Origin of the sequence: Flagellimonas myxillae (assembly GCF_023502235.1) — a bacterium.
Taxonomy (GTDB): Bacteria; Bacteroidota; Bacteroidia; order Flavobacteriales; family Flavobacteriaceae; genus Flagellimonas; species Flagellimonas myxillae.
In genome coordinates this window covers 1860070-1876073 of record NZ_JAMFLY010000001.1, presented here as the reverse complement: position 1 = coordinate 1876073, position 16004 = coordinate 1860070, and the positions used below count along the sequence as shown (strand labels likewise).

Below are 16004 nucleotides of genomic sequence, written 5' to 3'. Positions count from 1 at the left end.
GGCCCTTCACAGTAGTGGAGGGCCTTTTTTTGTTTTTGTGCGATCACTAACTATCTTTAAGAAAAAACAAAAGCATGCTCAAACTTCGACTAACCTTCAGCATTTTTTTCATTTCCCTTTTTATGTTTTCCCAACAAAGTAACCTTAAGGCTTTGGTTGGAGGAACCTTAATTGATGGATTCGGTTCAGACCCCATCAAAAATAGCGTCATCATTATCGAAGGGGAACGAATCAAGGAAGTTGGAACAGTGGAAACTCTTCCAGTACCCGATGGAGCTGAAATTATTTCCACAGAAGGGATGAGTGTGCTTCCAGGACTATGGGATATGCACGTGCATACCATGATCAATGGACATGCAGATTACGGCTACTGGGACAAGACTTATCCACCTTTGTTTGAAGACGTTATCATGCCGTCTTCCGCACATCAATTGTTGATGGCAGGAGTTACCAGTGCAAGGGATTTAGGAGCTCCGCTAGAGGAAAGTATTTCGGTGCGGGACAGGATCAACAAGGGTGAAATTCCCGGGGCAACCTTGTATGTGTCTGGGCCATTTATTCAACACAAGCCCTATCCTGGAACTGAAGACTTTAGGTGGGGGGTAAACAGCCCAGAAGACGGGAAGCGAAAGATTAAAAAATTAGCAGACGCCGGTGTGGATGTGATCAAACTGATTGATCATGATCAAATGACCATGGACGAGCTGCGTGCTGTGGTCGATGAAGCACATAAGTATAACTTAAAAGTTGTGGCACACGGACACCGTCCGGAAGAAATACGAAGAGGACTTCAGGTGGGAGTGGACTGTTTTGAACATACTGGACTATCATCTGCGCCCCAATACCCGGATGATGTTATGGAAATGATCAAAGAGCGAACGGCCCAAATGAACAAAGGCCCTTTGTTTTGGTGTCCAACCGTGGAAGGACTTTATAATTACGAATATACCCGGGACAATCCAGAAAAATTGGATAACGATTCCTGGCATTTGGGGTTGCCGGACAGTGTGATCACCGATATCAAAAATAGCTTTAAGCATCCTGATCGATTGCCGTATTTTCAATTGACACCTTCTAGGAGACCTACCTTGCAGACCAAAATCCAACAACTTTTAGATGCTGGGGTGGTATTGTTGGTGGGGACAGATAGTGGTATTCCCATGAAGTTCCACAGTCAATCCACTTGGAATGAGCTTGATGTATGGGTAAACGAATTTGGTATCGACCCGATGTATGCTATTCGCGCTGCTACCTATTGGCCTGCGCTTTGGACGGGTGTTGCCGATGAAGTGGGTACGATCACACCTGGAAAATATGCCGATATTATTGCTGTGGACGGGGATGTGCTACGGTATATTAGTTTACTACAAGATGTGGATATGGTAATCAAGCACGGTAAGCAATACAAATAATCTTTGGATAAGGCAGAAAGACTATTGGTCTTGGAAGAGAAATGGAACACCTATTCCCATGGTGTGGGTGCGGTATTGTCGGTCGTCGGATTTTTCTTTTTGATGCAGAAGGACCTCTCCGCTCCGTATGCAACGCTTAGCATTTTTATATATAGTCTTTCCCTAATTCTATTGTTTACTGCTTCCACCTTGTACCATGCGGTGCGGGATCCCAATTTGAAGGCTAAACTGCGTATTTTGGATCATATCAGTATTTATTACTTGATTGCAGGAACTTACACCCCTGTTTGTTTGTTGGTTTTGCAAGAGTCCAAGGGATGGTTATTGCTATACTTGGTTTGGGGCATTGCTCTTTTTGGCACTGTGGTAAAAATATTCTTTACAGGAAAATTTGAAAAACTCTCCCTATTACTTTATGCAGTAATGGGCTACCTGGTAGTTTTAGATTATGGTTTCCTTACTAACAATTTATCCACAAGCGGACTGTTTTGGATGGCCCTGGGCGGTACCTTTTATACCCTAGGGATTTTCTTTTATGCCATGAAGCGTATTCCCTTTAATCATTTTATCTGGCACCTATTTGTTTTAGGAGGAGCCGCAAGTCATTGGTTATTGGTTCATGACTTGTTCGGAACTTGAATGGTGAAATGTTGATATGATTATAAAAAAGGGGAGCAATTAATAAAGCTCCCCTTGTAATATTTTGCTGATTCTGTTTAAAAAGTATAGGCAGGTAGGGCAACCAGGCCAAAATAGATGTTTTCATTTTGAGTACCGATACGGGCAATATGGATCAATTTGTTCTGTTCAAGATTTACCTGTGCTATATGCGTATCTCCGAATTCATCATTTAAATCATAACATAGGGCATAAATAGTGCCCATTTTTGTTGTAATCAAATTTCTAATGAAATAATTGGTTGGCTCTGTATTTACAAAACCATCACCTTCCAATTCTAGAGTTATAACCTCGGTAATATTACCCTGTAGATTTGATTTATAGATTTTAAGGGGGTCAGAGGTGCCATTTCCTATTAAAAGTTCTTGATTACCATCACCGAATGTCATACCCAATCCACAGCAGGGAACGTCGTCCCCTGTAAACTCCATAGGTTCTGAATTAATCCCGGACAGCTCAAACTCAATTAAGGCTGGAGGACCATTGTTGAAACCGAAACCAGCGGCTGCGAGTAATTTATTGTTTGGAGTGATTATTAAATCGGAAAGCCCTTTCCAAGTATTGTTTTCATTATTATTGATTAAAGTGGGTGTTTTGGTTTTTGGATTCACTGAATATAATTGCCCGAAGCCATCTTCAGAGTTGGCAATGTATATTTGGCCGTCATTAGGATTATAAATAACCCCTCTAATATCTACAAGTGCGGTCTCTTCATTTTTCATAATGATAAAATTAGGAGTGAGACCCCCATCGCTTAAATCCAAAACATAAAACTGACCTGTGTCTCGATGTGAAACTAATAATTCTATTTTATCGGCTACCGCAACGGTAATCGAAATATCGCTTTCCTTGATAAAAAACTTAGCCAAATCACCTTCCGTATCAGCAGGGGAGATAGAGGAGCCAGACCAGTCAAAATAAAAGTCTTCTTCGTAAATGTCCACTTCCCCATTATTGATTTTAACCCAAAGCTCATCGCCTTTGGATAAATCTTGGGGTTTTTCAGCGGTATAGGTATCGCCATTGTCAGTGGAGTACAGAAATGACAGTTCACCAGGAGCGGTATAGTTGTCATCATTGATGGTTGCTTCGGTGAGGTTATAGGTTGGTTCTGTCGGAGTTTCTGGGGAATCGTCTTTGCCACAACTTAATAGTACCAATCCCCAACTACCCAATAGGGAATAAAGGGCTAATTTTCTCATTTTCATTTTTAATGGATTTATGGGTTATGGCGCGAATGTAGCTATGCTACCCTTCCCAATATGGGACCAATGGACGGAACCCTTATTTGAATTGATGGATACCCATTTTGGGTTGATGGATGTTTTCAACCGTACTGAAAAATTAGGCTTTATAGAAAATACGCCAGCCCTACCCCTAATATAATCACCACCAATTTGCGAAGATTAAAGGAATGTCCTTGGGAGCTTTCAAAAAGAATTATGGTGGAGATATGCAGGAACACCCCTATGGCCAATGCAGTAAGTAAATGTCCTTGGTTTTCCAGCCAGCTCGAGTGGTGGGTCAAATAGCTTCCCAATGGCGTCATCAAGGAAAAAGCAAGCATAAACATAAAGACCATGCTCCTTTTCATTTTGGAATTTGTCAGGAAAATTCCCAATACTATAGCTACTGGAATTTTATGGATGACGATGCCGTACAAAATAGGTTCATTGCCGTGAATGGGTGTGCCCTCTATAAGTGCGTGGACCGATAGACTGATAAAAAGTAATGTTGGAAAACTGGTTTTTTCCAAATCCAAATGCATGTGCCCATGCTCCGCACCCTTGGAGAAAAATTCTAGAAATACCTGAAGCAAAATTCCCGCTAAGACAAATACGGCAATAGTCCTTGGGTTATGGTGTTCGTAGACTTCCGGGAGGAGCTCGAAGAAAGTTATAGCCAATAAAAATGCCCCACTAAAAGCAAGCAACAGACGTACATTTCTTTTGTCCTTGGGACGCGTGAACCAGACAAATGCGAATCCGGCCCAAACGGCCAAAATAGGAATCAGGTAGATCAAAACAAATGGGAATTCCATACGTTGGATTGAAGGCGTAAAAATAGCCTATTTTTGCCGAAAGATTTTCATAGAACATGGCAGGAAATTTTAGAATGTTGGCAAAAACCCTCTATGGCTTTGAACCCCTTTTGGCCAAAGAGCTCCGAAACTTGGGAGCGAGCAGGGTAGAGGAGGGTGTGCGGAATGTTTCCTTTGAAGGGGATACCGGTTTTATGTACAAGTCCAACCTCTGTTTGCGCACTGCTTTAAAGGTGATGAAGCCCATTGCCAGGTTTAAGGTACACAACGAAAAGGAACTGTACCGAAACGTGTATCAAGTGGATTGGCCCAGCCTATTTGGGGAGGACAAAACCTTTGCCATTGATACCACCATGAGTTCCGATGTGTTTAGAAATTCCATGTTTGTCTCCCAACGGGCCAAGGATGCCATAGTGGACAAATTTAGAGCCGTGACCCGGCAACGCCCCAATGTGGATTCGCATGACCCCGATGTCCGTATCAATATTCATTTATACCGGAACAATTGTACGGTTTCTTTGGATAGTTCGGGGCATTCCCTTCATCAACGAGGGTACCGTATTGCAACCAACATTGCCCCCATCAATGAAGTTTTGGCAGCTGGTTTATTGTTGCACAGTGGGTGGGATGGTCAAACGGATTTCCTTGACCCCATGTGCGGGAGCGGTACATTTTTGATAGAGGCAGGCATGATTGCCTGTAATATCCCGGTCAACATCAATAGGGAGTCCTACGCTTTTATGCAATGGAATGACTATGACTCCGAACTTCATGAAAAAATTGTCAACGCCAGCCTGAACAAGACTCGGGAATTTCACCATAAGATTTACGGCTATGACAAAGCGCCATCTGCGGTCCGAAAAGCCCAAGAAAATGTGGACAATGCCAATTTATCGGATTATATAGAAATTGAGCGCAAGGATTTTTTTAGGACGGAAAAGCCGACCGATTCCAAATTGCACATGGTATTTAATCCACCATATGGAGAGCGCTTACAAATAAATCCCGATGAATTCTATTCAAAAATCGGCGATACCCTAAAACAAGATTACCCAGGTACAGATGCGTGGTTGATCACTTCCAACTTGGAAGCCTTAAAACATGTTGGGTTGAAAACTTCGAGAAGAATCAAAACCTTTAACGGTAAACTAGAATCGAAGTTGGTCAAATATGAAATGTACTCAGGAAGTAAAAAGACCAAATCCGACTAGAACGGGCGCCCAGTATTCCTTATTTATCAGACCAAACGGCCAATTCGTTTCCGGATGGATCTAGAAAATGAAACCTCCTCCCTCCCGGAAAGGAAAAAATAGGTTTGGAAATTGTACCCCCAGCTTCGCTAATGGCATGCTGGATTTTATTAAGATCATCGTGATAAAGGACCACCAACGCACCGTTGGTGATTGTTTCATCCGAAAGTTCGAAGCCACCCTGCAGTCCACTATTGGAAAATGCGGTATAGGTTGGACCGTAATCCGTAAATACCCAATCAAAGGTTGTTCCGTAAAATGCCTTGATTTTTTTCAAGTTGTTGGACTTGAACTCAACATAATCGATATGCGAATTTTGCATGGCCTTTTGGATTATTGGTTCTGTGGATCGCTAGGGACCTCCTTTTTCTTTTTTGCTTTTTTATAAAAGGGAATCAAATACGACAGCGTATAGTTGTAGCTAACTCCAAAATTACTCCCGTCGGTTACCCTATTAAACCCGGGAATCCATAGATTCGGAAATTGATCGTCTTCCGTGTTTGTAAACAGGAATCCTAGTCGGGCACTCATCCCTACATAGATATTGGCAAAAAGCTCTGCCTTGATCCCCATCAAAATTTCCAACCAAGATGCACTAAGGCCGCTGTATTCGCGTCCAGGTTCTGCTCCAGCCAAGAAATCATCCGGACTGAACATGCGGTTACTATCGTAAATTTTATAATCGTTTAGGGTTTGGCTAAAGGTTGAAAAGGCATATCGCCCGCCCAAAATAATGGAATTCTCCATTCCAAACCAGTTCTCATACGTATTGATCTCCACGCCCAATTTCAGGTAGCTACCGCTTGAAGTATAGTTGTATAAGGGGGTATTGCCCAAATCTTCGAAAATGGTTTTTTCCTCATTGCCCAATTCTCCAGCGAGATACAGTTTTTGGGTCAATCTAAAATCTCCCGCCACCTCAAAACCGGTATAGTCCTCATCCAAAAAGGAGAATAGCAACCGATTAAGGTCGGCGCCCACCCGTAGTCCATATTGTTGCTTATGCTCCGTGGTATCTTTGGGTTGCAGATTCACAGGTTCACTTTGCGATATTCCAGCAAAGGAAATGCATAGGAAAAGAAGGCTAGTGAAATATCTTGACATGGGCAGCATTGGTGTTTTCAACAGTTTCTTGTTCAATAGTGAAGTCCTGTATCCATTTTTCGTCCGTGCCGTTAAGGGTAACGGTCAATTCATCAAAATTTGCCACAAAGCCACATGCCTTGGATACATAAGCTTCCCGGACTTGGTAGGTTATCGTAAGAGTGTCGATATTACCGGTTTCTTCCCCGGTATCCTCATCGTCCTCAGAGTCCCGGATAAACGCATATTGTGTGCTTCCTTCGACAATTCGCAAGGGAATGCCTATGGAATCCCTCGAATTGCTCCTATCGGTGAAGGTGGTCACAATTTCATCCAAGACCACTTCCCTAACCCGTAAGGAAGGGACATCCAAAGTTTCTGTGGTATCGGTTGCATCATAGAACCGGAATACAAGTAAAGGGGTATCGCCATTGACGCAGATATCGTCTTTTTCACAAGCGAAGAACAGTATCAAAGCAAAAGCTAAAAGTAAGCTAGGGAGTATTTTCTTCATTCAAACTAAAAACAGATGTTATCAAAAATTATACCCGTTTCTCCAAAAGTACAACATTTTCAACGTGATGTGTCTGGGGGAACATATCCACAGGTTGTACCTTGGTTACCCGATATTTTTCATCCAATAGAGCCAAATCCCTGGCCTGGGTTGCGTTGTTGCAGCTTACATACACAATACTGCTGGGTTCGGCCATGAGCAATTGCTCCACCACTTGTTTGTGCATGCCATCCCGGGGCGGGTCCGTAATGACCAAATCTGGCCTTCCATGCGCCTCGATAAAATCGGAATTAAAGACATTTTTCATGTCCCCTACGTAAAATTCCACGTTGGAAATCCCATTAAGTTTTGCATTTGTCTTGGCATCTTCAATTGCTTCTGGAACCGATTCCACTCCAATGATTTTTTTGGCATCTTTGGAAACAAATTGGGCAATGGTTCCTGTTCCGGTGTATAGATCGTACACCAGTTCGTTGCCCTTGAGGTTCGCGAAATCCCTTGTTACCTTGTACAATTCATAAGCCTGTTCTGAATTGGTTTGGTAAAACGATTTGGCGTTTATCTTGAACTTGAGACCTTCCATTTCTTCAAATATGTGATCACGCCCGGCAAAACAAACTACCTCCTGATCATAAATAGTGTCGTTCTGCTTTTGATTGACGACATAGAGTAGGGAAGTGATCTCTGGAAATGTCACACGGATGTGTTCCAACAACAATTCCCGCTGTGCCGGTTCATCTGCATAAAACTGGATGAGCACCATAAGTTCTCCAATGCTGGATGTTCGAATCATTAAAGTGCGCAACAATCCTTCTTGATTTCTTGGATTAAAGAAGGGAAGGTTGTTTTCAACGGCAAAATTCCGAATGGCTTTTCGAATGGTGTTGGAGGGATCGGCCTGAAGATGGCATTTGTCAATATCCAAAATTTTATCCCACATGCCTGGAATATGAAATCCCAGGGCATTGCGATCCAGTATTTCCTCTTCCGAATTAATTTCGGTCTCGGTCAACCATCGGCTGCTCGAAAAGGAGAATTCCAACTTGTTACGATAAAAATATTGCTTTTCGGAACCAAGTATGGGTAGGGTTTCGGGCAATTCAATGCCCCCAATACGCTGGAGGTTGCCCTCTACTTCTTTTTGTTTGTAGAAGAGTTGGTGCTCATAGGCCATGTGTTGCCACTTGCAACCTCCGCACACACCGAAATGTTGGCATTGCGGTGCTGTCCTTTTCTCGGAAAGTTGATGGAAACGAGTGGCCACACCTTCAAAGTAGGCCCTACGCTTTTTGGTGGTCATTACATCCACTACATCCCCGGGAACGGCATTGGAAAGAAAGATCACCCTACCATCTGGGGCTTTTCCAACCGATTTTCCCTTGGCTCCCGCATCCACAACTTCGACCTGCTCAAAGGTCTGTCGCCTCTTTTTTCTTCGCATGGCGCAAAAGTAACCATAGGTTTTCATTCGGAACAACTAACTTGTGAAAATGTATTCCTAAAAAAAAGCACATTTTTTTGAACCTTTTAAGAGGTTTCCTGTCCTTGTATTGAATGAACATATGAAAACAACCAGTTTTGCTTTTGATGGGCTTATGGTATTGGAATACCAGGCAGGGAACAAGAAATCCCTATCCATTTTGGTGAACAGGCACCACAACCGCTTGTGCAGACATTCGTTTAGGTATACCCAAGATGTGGAAGCATCGAAGGATATCGTTCAGGATGCGTGGCGAATCATCATTAAAAAAATAAACACGCTGAGGGAACCCAACAGTTTTAGTTATTGGGCTACCCGGATAGTGACGCGGAAAAGTTTGGATTATATCAATCAGCGTAAAAAAGACCAGGGTAACCTTAAGGTTCTTGCGGAAAGTCAAACGATTGCCGCACGGGAAGACCCAACCGGGAACGAAAGAATCCATGGATTGCTAAAAGGAATCAAGGCGCTTCCCGATAACCAACAAATGGTATTGCGCTTGTTTTACACCGAAGGATATTCCCTTAGGGAGATTACGGAAATCTTGGATATTTCCATCGGGACCGCCAAATCCAGATTATATCATGCAAGGGAAAAGTTAAAGAAAATTTTAAAAGATAAATAAGATGAAAAAAGAAATGGAAGAAATAGACAAACTGATCAAGGAAGCCCTATCTGCTGAGGAAGCTCAGTTTTACGATGAATTGGGCGAACAGAACATCTTGGCAAAATTGGGAGGTGTTTTTAAGGGAAAAATGGCTTGGTTGGCCATTATAATGAACATTGTAAATTTGGCCATCTTTGGATTTCTAATTTATTGTGTGGTCCACTTTTTTGGCACCGAAAGCACCAATGAGATTATAAAATGGGGAGTGGGAATCCTTGCCTGTTTGGCGGCCATGAGCATGATTAAACTTTATGTATGGATGCAGATGGACAAAAATGATCTCTTGCGGGAACTAAAGCGAATGGAACTCCAAATCTCTGCCCTGTCCCATAAAAAGTGATGCAGAATATCCTGAAAATTGGCTAAATATTTAATATTTTTGGGCTTCTACTAGGGATGATTTCTCTCCCACGCTGCTTTTTCGAGTCCTCGAAAGAATAAAGGTACAGAAGGAATAGTTGTTTTATCAATTTAAAAATTACTAAAATGGCTGTTTTAGAAAACTTAACGTCGCAGCAAGCGATAGATTTAGAAAACAAGCACGGCGCCCACAATTACCACCCGCTTCCAGTTGTCTTGAGCAGGGGGGAAGGTGTTTATGTATGGGATGTTGAAGGAAAAAAGTATTACGATTTTTTATCGGCCTATTCGGCTGTGAACCAAGGGCATTGCCATCCTAAAATTATCGGGGCAATGATGCATCAAGCCCAGACCTTGACCTTGACCTCAAGGGCTTTTTACAACGATATGTTGGGCACCTACGAGGAGTACGTGACCTCCATGTTCGGATTTGACAAACTTTTGCCCATGAACACTGGGGCAGAAGCCGTTGAGACGGCCTTGAAGATTTGTCGTAGATGGGCATATCAAAAGAAGGGTATTCCCGAGAATCAGGCCAAGATCATTGTTTGTGAGAACAATTTTCACGGCAGGACCACGACCATTATTTCCTTTTCGAACGATCCAGTTGCAAAAAAGGACTATGGGCCTTATACGGAAGGATTTATCAAAATTGAATATGATAACCTCCAAGCTCTGGAACACACTTTGGAAAGCCATAGCGACATTGCCGGCTTTTTGGTGGAACCTATTCAAGGGGAAGCTGGGGTATATGTGCCATCCGAAGGTTATTTGACCGCTGCCAAGGCATTGTGTGAAAAACACAACGTACTGTTTATTGCAGATGAAGTACAAACAGGCATTGCCCGTACCGGGAAACTACTAGCCGTAGACCATGAAGATGTGAAACCCGATATTTTGGTTTTGGGGAAGGCACTGTCCGGGGGAGCATATCCCGTATCAGCAGTTTTGGCCAATGATCCAATCATGGAAGTAATCACTCCAGGAAGTCACGGGAGTACTTTTGGAGGTAATCCAGTTGCTGCAGCCGTAGGTATTGCCGCCTTGGAAGTGGTAAAAGAGGAACAATTGGCAGAGAACGCTATGGAATTGGGTCAGGTTTTCCGAGAAGAGCTGAACAAGTTTATTCCTAGCTGTGACTTGGTCCAGAGTGTAAGAGGAAAAGGACTTTTGAACGCCATCGTAATCAATGATACGGAAGACAGCTCAACGGCCTGGGACATTTGTATGGCGTTGCGCGACAATGGATTGCTTGCCAAGCCCACCCATGGTAACATTATCCGTTTTGCACCTCCTTTGGTGATGAACCACGAACAACTGTTGGATTGCGTTTCCATAATTATCAAAACACTTCGGGAGTTCGAAAAATAAAAAACTCCCATCAAAAAAATAAGGCTCGGTTATCCGGGCCTTTTTTATGGAAACCAAGGAAAGATTGGGCGCTATGAAACAATGTTTTCCAAAAGTTTTAAGGTCATATTTTCTGCATCCCAATGGGCTTGGATGCCTATAGGAAAGGTAAAATTATGGGGAACATGGCCAAAGCTCATTCCATAGGCGGCCGGAATGTTCAAAGGCGCTATTCGGTCCATCAGTACTTCTTTTAGTGTGAACCCATTGGGACTTGGGGTACTATCACAATCGGCACACACCCCAAAAACTATTCCTTTGGCTTTTTTAAATGTGGGACCTTCAATCAATTGCGTCAACATTCTGTCCATTCTGTAGGGGGCTTCCCCCACATCTTCAATACAAACTATGGCATCGGTAAAATCTATTTCGTGAGGGGTGCCGATGAGGGCATTGATCAAACTTAAACTACCGCCGACCAATTTCCCTGAGGCGGAACCTGCGGTTATGGTGTAGCGTTCGTATTCGGGATTTTCAAGCATTTCCTTGTCCTCCAAAACCACATTTTCTATGGTCTGCGTGTATTTTGGAGATTCCAACCTGTTCAGCAGGTGTTGCTTGCTGTACTCATCGTTAAGGGTACTACCCACTGGACCATGGAAAGTAACCAGTCTTGTTTCTTGGTAGATTCCATTGAGAAGGGCTGTAACATCGCTAAACCCCACCAATATTTTTGGATTGGATTTTATGGTTTCGTAGTTGATCATTTGCATGATCCGAGTACAGCCGTATCCACCCCTAGCACATAAAATTGCATCTACATCCGTATTGGTGAACATTTCATTGAGGTCTGCCGCCCTTTCTTCATCGGTGTTGCTAAAATAGCCTTTATTACCTAGAATACGATCCGTATGAAAGGGAACAAATCCCATTTCAACCAAAGTGGATTTCATCGCTGCCAATACCTCTGGTTTAACGGCAAATCCGGGGGCAATAAGCCCTATGGTATCCCCCTTTTTCAACCTTTTGGGTAACAATTTGTTCGTTTCCTTGCCCAATCCCCAAAGTGTGGGTTTAAGCTGGGAGACCAAAGTGGATGCGGACAGTAATGCTGTGAGATTGATAAATTGTCTTCTTTTTAGCATTGGAATTGGGTTTAGGGTTACCGTAAAATAAAATAGCCACCTTAAATATGGTGACTATTTTTTATTTATCTGATGTTTCTACAGCGAATGGGTGCTGCTAAGGCGCAGCGGCGCCATTTTTGGCCCTAGCCCTTCGCAATTGACGCTGTATCTTCTTAATAGCCGATTCAATGGACTTCTCGGGTTCGATGATGTTGTATTTTCCCCAGAAATCGGGGTCAGAGAAACCAACGGCTTCATCACTTAAAATGATTGATTTTTTCAATCGCTCCCTGACCTTGGGCAGCTGTCCGTCCAAGTTCTTTTCCCAATCAGTTACAGCCATCTCTGCGGTCATGCTGTAGACCGAATTGAAGAGTTTGTCCTCCCAATTTACCTTGAATTCCAACAGTACGTTGCTATATCCGTAATACCATTTGCCTCCCTTTTCCCGATAGTCGACCCTATAAGCAACTTCGGTGGGCCAAACATCTACTTTGGCCGGTTTTTTCCGCACAAACAGCTTGGCGGCTGCATATTTGTCGGTAATATTAAGGGTATAGATGGCACTGGTTAGGGTTTTGTTTTCCACATCAATGAACAGTTCGCCTTTATACAGGGGTTCTATGATGCTTTCCCACTGATTGAATTTAATGACATAGATAAGCTTGTCATTGATTCGGGTGGATCTACTAAACGTAAACCGATAATCCGAGATGGAACCTTCAGCAAAAATGTGCTCTGGATATTTCATGATATCCACATATAGCGTATTAAAGGGACCTCCTTGTAATTTTAGGGCCACGGTGTCCAACTTGCTATAGTCCGTGCTTTTCCGAGCTTTATACAGCTCAACAGCATCTTTTCTGAACGAATTGTATGGGGTCTTGTAAATATTGACCACAGCTTCGGACAACGAAACGTTCTTTCTTCGTTTTTTGATGGTCTCCCTATAAAAGGCGGTCATTAAGGTGGGATCATCAAAATAATTGTCCCCCTTTCTTGCTAAGGTTTCCCGAACGAGCGCAGCCGCATCCTTGGGAGCGTTGATGTTCACCCCGGATAATTCCGTAACCGAGATCAACAGGGAAATCTTGTTCTTGTTTGGTTTTAGATCGGACAAGGGAATGGTCTTGCTTTTGTATCCCAAAAAGGAAACTGCAATGGTACCTTCTGTGATATCCTGAGGGATTTTTAGTATGAAATTCCCCTCCGTATTGGTGATGGTGCTGATGTTGGTCCCCTCAACCGAAAGCGTCGCAAAAACCAAGGGTTTTTTCGAAGAACCATCGATTACTTCCCCCTTATATTGATTAAAACCAGTATCAACTGTTTGGTCATCCTGAAAGGCCAAAATGTTAGATGGACTAAACATCCAAACCAACATGATCAAACCCACAGGTACGATTCGAAATCCTTTGGATAATAGAGCGTTGCTAGATAACTTCATAACCATTTATTTTACCGATGATCCTATCTATAAAGATACGAAATTTTAAAATGCTAAGGATTGCCACAACCTTGGTCGGGCTAATTGGAAATTAGTTACAGAGCAGTTTAATCCACCATAAAAAGGGCATTGGCAAAGAACAGTTTCCCATTTTCCCAAAAACCGCGGAAAAGAGGGTTGTCAATCATATAGATTACTTGGCCTTCACCTACTTCTTCCACCCCAAAAATAAGAGAGTTTCCAACCTTTTTAAGAGCCTCGCTTCCAGCAAAACCGGAAACTTGTTTGGGATTCGCCCCTTCCAAATAGGCAGCATTGCCATTTTTTAGGAAATCGTACCCAGCACTTCCCAATTTTAGGGTAAAGTAATCCGCGCCATAACCATAGGCCAGAGGATGGGAATTATCCACTTTCGCCTTGAAAATGGCCCCGGTAATGGCGTTTTTAATTTGCTCCCGTTGGGCATTTTTATGGGGTTGCGGTTTGCTTGCCAGCGTGTCCTGAGCGATTTCTTTCTTTTTAATGCCAAATCCATGTTCTCCATCAATAGCGTTTATGGCACCTCCCATGGCCAATAGTTTTCCGCCTGATCTTACCCATTCCTTTAGTTTGCCCAACTGGGATTCATTAAAATAATCACCGTAACCTCCCCCTGGAAGTATCAAAATGTGATAGTCCTTCAAATCCACGGCATCGACATAGTCGCTATCCAAAACGGTAATGGGATAGTGCAATTGCTGCTCGAAGAAATGCCAAATTTCCCCAAATCGCAATGTGGATGTAGGTTCTCCGGATAAAATGGCGATTTTGGGCTTTGTGATCATCTGAATATAGGAAGAACCAAAGTCTTTTCCTGAATCCACATAGCCAGTTGAGGAGGGTGTTAGATCTTGGTTGTATTCCTTGCTGATTTTGGTCAATTGGGATAGAAATCCAGATTGATTTTGGTTATCCCCTTTGGTGATGATAAGACTTCCCCTTGCAAAAGATTTTCCATTTAAGGAAAAAGGGTGGTCTGCCTTTCGTACCCGGATACCGGCTTTGAGCAAGGTGGCCAAAAATCGGGCATCCTTCATACTGTTCCAATTGGAAATATAGGCATAGCTACCGGAATTCAGGCTCTCTACGGAAGCTAGATCACTTACATCTTGGCTTGGAACCAAGGAAGAGGAGGCAATCCCTCTTAATCCGTATGCATAAGGCAAGGACCATGCTGTGATGTCATAAGTGAGCGAATCACTAAGCTTCGCATCTGGTTCGAACAACACCTTGACCAAAGTTCCTTTAGGTTGGTTGGTGGAAACCACCAAGCTTTTGTCGGAAACGGACATACTACCGTTACCCCCGGTTTGATAATTAAACCCTTTGACAGAGGAAACTGTTGGGCTTCCATATTTTATTTTGTGCTTGCCCAAAAGTTCCTTTAGAGCATCAATCTTATCGACATCCCCATTTAAGACATAACTTTTGTACTTGAAGTTCTTTTTTTGGTAAAACTTCCTGAATTCCGTGTTTAGTTTTTCTGCGTTAAGATGGGAAACCTCTACTGTGGAGAGTCCGGTTGTATGATGGCCATCGATACGTTTTTTTAATGTGAGTGTATCTCCAATCCGGGTCATCACGGCAAGTCCACCACGTCCGCTTCCTCCTTGCTCGTAGGTCATTCCAATAGCCCCGTTATAGGTGGGGTAGGTGTCTCCGTAGCTGGGGTAAAAGAGGTCAAAGATCTCTTTGGTAAAGTAGAACCACCCATTGGCATCAAAATACTTGGCGTGATTTTTACCCAGTGTTACCTGAAAATCCCTTTGGAAATTGGTGATTACTTCATGATAGGGCTCTGCCGCCGGGGCAAAGTAGTAGGGATTGTCCACCCCTTGTTCGTGAAAATCCACATGGACATGCGGAAGCCATTCGTTGTACACCTTTATTCTTTGCTGACTCTCCACTTGGGTAAGCCATGCCCAATCCCGATTTAGGTCGAACATATAGTGGTTGCTACGTCCGCTCCACCAACCTTCATTGTGCTCTTTGCTATTGGGATCCACTTGATGCGGAGTATTTTTGTATTGGTTGTACCAATTGCTATAACGGTCCCGCCCATCTGGATTTATGCAAGGGTCCATGATGACCACGGTATTTTCCAGATACGAACGTTTAACGGTCAACAACTCATAAATAGTCTGCATGGAGGCCTCCGTGCTTACACTTTCGTTGCCATGAACATTATAACTTAACCACACAATGGCTGTAGTCCCATTTCCCGTTCCTTCCAAGTCCTTCATGTGTTCCAGACGGATATTCTCCAGATTGGACATATTGGTTGCCGTGGAAACGTAAGCTAGCAGCAAGGGCCTTCTTTCGTTGGTTTGTCCATAGGTGGTCAACTTAACCATATCCGGCACCTGTTCGGCCAAATATTCGTAGTAATCCACCACTTCGTGGTGACGCGTAAATTCGGTACCGAGTTCGTATCCCAAAAACTCCGAAGGGGACTTAATGTTTTGGGCGGTCAAAAAAAAGCTGGATAGGGCAAACAGAGAAAATAAAAATCTTGTCATTTGTGCGGTGTTAGTAGAAACCAAATCTAACAATAAA

At 43.1% G+C, this 16004-nt stretch carries 15 protein-coding genes; 6 read left to right on the top strand and 9 right to left on the bottom strand.

Going from position 1 to position 16004, the window contains the following annotated elements:
* Positions 1-74: 74 nt before the first annotated feature.
* Positions 75-1412, top strand: coding sequence for an amidohydrolase family protein (locus M3P07_RS08415; protein ID WP_249969427.1), 1338 nt, complete (start codon positions 75-77; stop codon positions 1410-1412).
* Between the two features lie 3 nt (positions 1413-1415).
* On the top strand, positions 1416-2051 hold the full coding sequence (trhA, locus tag M3P07_RS08410) for a PAQR family membrane homeostasis protein TrhA (protein ID WP_249969426.1): 636 nt from the start codon (positions 1416-1418) through the stop codon (positions 2049-2051).
* 77 nt (positions 2052-2128) lie between these two features.
* Here trhA and M3P07_RS08405 read toward each other — a convergent pair whose 3' ends face one another.
* Together M3P07_RS08405 and M3P07_RS08400 are read right to left on the bottom strand one after the other, a co-directional pair.
* A complete protein-coding gene (locus M3P07_RS08405) occupies positions 2129-3298 on the bottom strand; it encodes a YncE family protein (RefSeq protein WP_249969425.1) in 1170 nt (389 codons plus the stop codon).
* A 143-nt stretch (positions 3299-3441) separates the two neighbouring features.
* Positions 3442-4131 (bottom strand): ZIP family metal transporter, encoded by a 690-nt coding sequence (locus tag M3P07_RS08400; protein ID WP_249969424.1) that lies wholly within the window; start codon positions 4129-4131, stop codon positions 3442-3444.
* Between the two features lie 56 nt (positions 4132-4187).
* On the opposite strand from M3P07_RS08400, the gene M3P07_RS08395 reads away from it, so the two are divergent.
* Entirely contained in the window at positions 4188-5342 is a 1155-nt protein-coding gene (locus tag M3P07_RS08395; RefSeq protein WP_249969423.1) for a THUMP domain-containing class I SAM-dependent RNA methyltransferase, read from the top strand.
* A 19-nt stretch (positions 5343-5361) separates the two neighbouring features.
* On the opposite strand, the gene M3P07_RS08390 is transcribed toward M3P07_RS08395, so the two are convergent.
* The 4 genes from M3P07_RS08390 to rlmD are packed head-to-tail and all read right to left on the bottom strand — an operon-like array spanning position 5362 to position 8419.
* Positions 5362-5703, bottom strand: a complete 342-nt coding sequence (locus tag M3P07_RS08390) for a VOC family protein (RefSeq protein WP_249969422.1) — start codon at positions 5701-5703, stop codon at positions 5362-5364.
* 11 nt (positions 5704-5714) lie between these two features.
* Entirely contained in the window at positions 5715-6485 is a 771-nt protein-coding gene (locus tag M3P07_RS08385; RefSeq protein WP_249969421.1) for a DUF6048 family protein, read from the bottom strand.
* Positions 6466-6978 (bottom strand): DUF6452 family protein, encoded by a 513-nt coding sequence (locus M3P07_RS08380; protein WP_249969420.1) that lies wholly within the window; start codon positions 6976-6978, stop codon positions 6466-6468. The genes M3P07_RS08385 and M3P07_RS08380 overlap by 20 nt, the downstream gene beginning before the upstream one ends.
* Positions 6979-7006: 28 nt before the next feature.
* Positions 7007-8419 carry a 23S rRNA (uracil(1939)-C(5))-methyltransferase RlmD gene (gene rlmD / locus M3P07_RS08375; RefSeq protein ID WP_249969419.1) on the bottom strand — a complete coding sequence of 471 codons (1413 nt, stop codon included), beginning with the start codon at positions 8417-8419 and terminating at the stop codon, positions 7007-7009.
* Between the two features lie 121 nt (positions 8420-8540).
* Here rlmD and M3P07_RS08370 point away from each other — a divergent pair, with 121 nt between their 5' ends.
* The 3 genes from M3P07_RS08370 (at position 8541) to rocD (ending at position 10856) form a co-directional block, all read left to right on the top strand.
* Positions 8541-9083, top strand: a complete 543-nt coding sequence (locus M3P07_RS08370) for an RNA polymerase sigma factor (protein WP_249969418.1) — start codon at positions 8541-8543, stop codon at positions 9081-9083.
* Between the two features lies 1 nt (position 9084).
* On the top strand, positions 9085-9465 hold the full coding sequence (locus M3P07_RS08365) for a DUF6768 family protein (protein WP_249969417.1): 381 nt from the start codon (positions 9085-9087) through the stop codon (positions 9463-9465).
* 146 nt (positions 9466-9611) lie between these two features.
* A complete protein-coding gene (gene rocD / locus M3P07_RS08360) occupies positions 9612-10856 on the top strand; it encodes an ornithine--oxo-acid transaminase (RefSeq protein WP_249969416.1) in 1245 nt (414 codons plus the stop codon).
* Positions 10857-10927: 71 nt separating this feature from the next.
* On the opposite strand, the gene M3P07_RS08355 is transcribed toward rocD, so the two are convergent.
* The 3 genes from M3P07_RS08355 to M3P07_RS08345 all read right to left on the bottom strand — a co-directional run bounded on the left by M3P07_RS08355 (position 10928) and on the right by M3P07_RS08345 (position 15967).
* Complete coding sequence (locus M3P07_RS08355) at positions 10928-11980, bottom strand: S66 peptidase family protein (RefSeq protein ID WP_249969415.1); 1053 nt, start codon at positions 11978-11980, stop codon at positions 10928-10930.
* A gap of 97 nt (positions 11981-12077) precedes the next feature.
* Positions 12078-13409: a carboxypeptidase-like regulatory domain-containing protein gene (locus M3P07_RS08350; RefSeq protein WP_417952476.1), complete on the bottom strand. Its 1332-nt coding sequence runs from the start codon at positions 13407-13409 to the stop codon at positions 12078-12080.
* A gap of 107 nt (positions 13410-13516) precedes the next feature.
* Entirely contained in the window at positions 13517-15967 is a 2451-nt protein-coding gene (locus M3P07_RS08345) for a M14 family metallopeptidase (RefSeq protein WP_249969414.1), read from the bottom strand.
* Positions 15968-16004: the final 37 nt, after the last annotated feature.

Excerpts from the sequence above, each read along its gene's own strand:
- M3P07_RS08415 (WP_249969427.1), top strand. The coding sequence starts at position 75 with ATGCTCAAACTTCGACTAACCTTCAGCATTTTTTTCATTTCCCTTTTT.
- M3P07_RS08405 (WP_249969425.1), bottom strand. The coding sequence starts at position 3,298 with ATGAAAATGAGAAAATTAGCCCTTTATTCCCTATTGGGTAGTTGGGGA.
- M3P07_RS08400 (WP_249969424.1), bottom strand. The coding sequence starts at position 4,131 with ATGGAATTCCCATTTGTTTTGATCTACCTGATTCCTATTTTGGCCGTT.
- M3P07_RS08395 (WP_249969423.1), top strand. The coding sequence starts at position 4,188 with ATGGCAGGAAATTTTAGAATGTTGGCAAAAACCCTCTATGGCTTTGAA.
- M3P07_RS08390 (WP_249969422.1), bottom strand. The coding sequence starts at position 5,703 with ATGCAAAATTCGCATATCGATTATGTTGAGTTCAAGTCCAACAACTTG.
- M3P07_RS08385 (WP_249969421.1), bottom strand. The coding sequence starts at position 6,485 with ATGTCAAGATATTTCACTAGCCTTCTTTTCCTATGCATTTCCTTTGCT.
- M3P07_RS08380 (WP_249969420.1), bottom strand. The coding sequence starts at position 6,978 with ATGAAGAAAATACTCCCTAGCTTACTTTTAGCTTTTGCTTTGATACTG.
- rlmD (WP_249969419.1), bottom strand. The coding sequence starts at position 8,419 with ATGCGAAGAAAAAAGAGGCGACAGACCTTTGAGCAGGTCGAAGTTGTG.
- M3P07_RS08370 (WP_249969418.1), top strand. The coding sequence starts at position 8,541 with ATGAAAACAACCAGTTTTGCTTTTGATGGGCTTATGGTATTGGAATAC.
- M3P07_RS08365 (WP_249969417.1), top strand. The coding sequence starts at position 9,085 with ATGAAAAAAGAAATGGAAGAAATAGACAAACTGATCAAGGAAGCCCTA.
- rocD (WP_249969416.1), top strand. The coding sequence starts at position 9,612 with ATGGCTGTTTTAGAAAACTTAACGTCGCAGCAAGCGATAGATTTAGAA.
- M3P07_RS08355 (WP_249969415.1), bottom strand. The coding sequence starts at position 11,980 with ATGCTAAAAAGAAGACAATTTATCAATCTCACAGCATTACTGTCCGCA.
- M3P07_RS08350 (WP_417952476.1), bottom strand. The coding sequence starts at position 13,409 with ATGAAGTTATCTAGCAACGCTCTATTATCCAAAGGATTTCGAATCGTA.
- M3P07_RS08345 (WP_249969414.1), bottom strand. The coding sequence starts at position 15,967 with ATGACAAGATTTTTATTTTCTCTGTTTGCCCTATCCAGCTTTTTTTTG.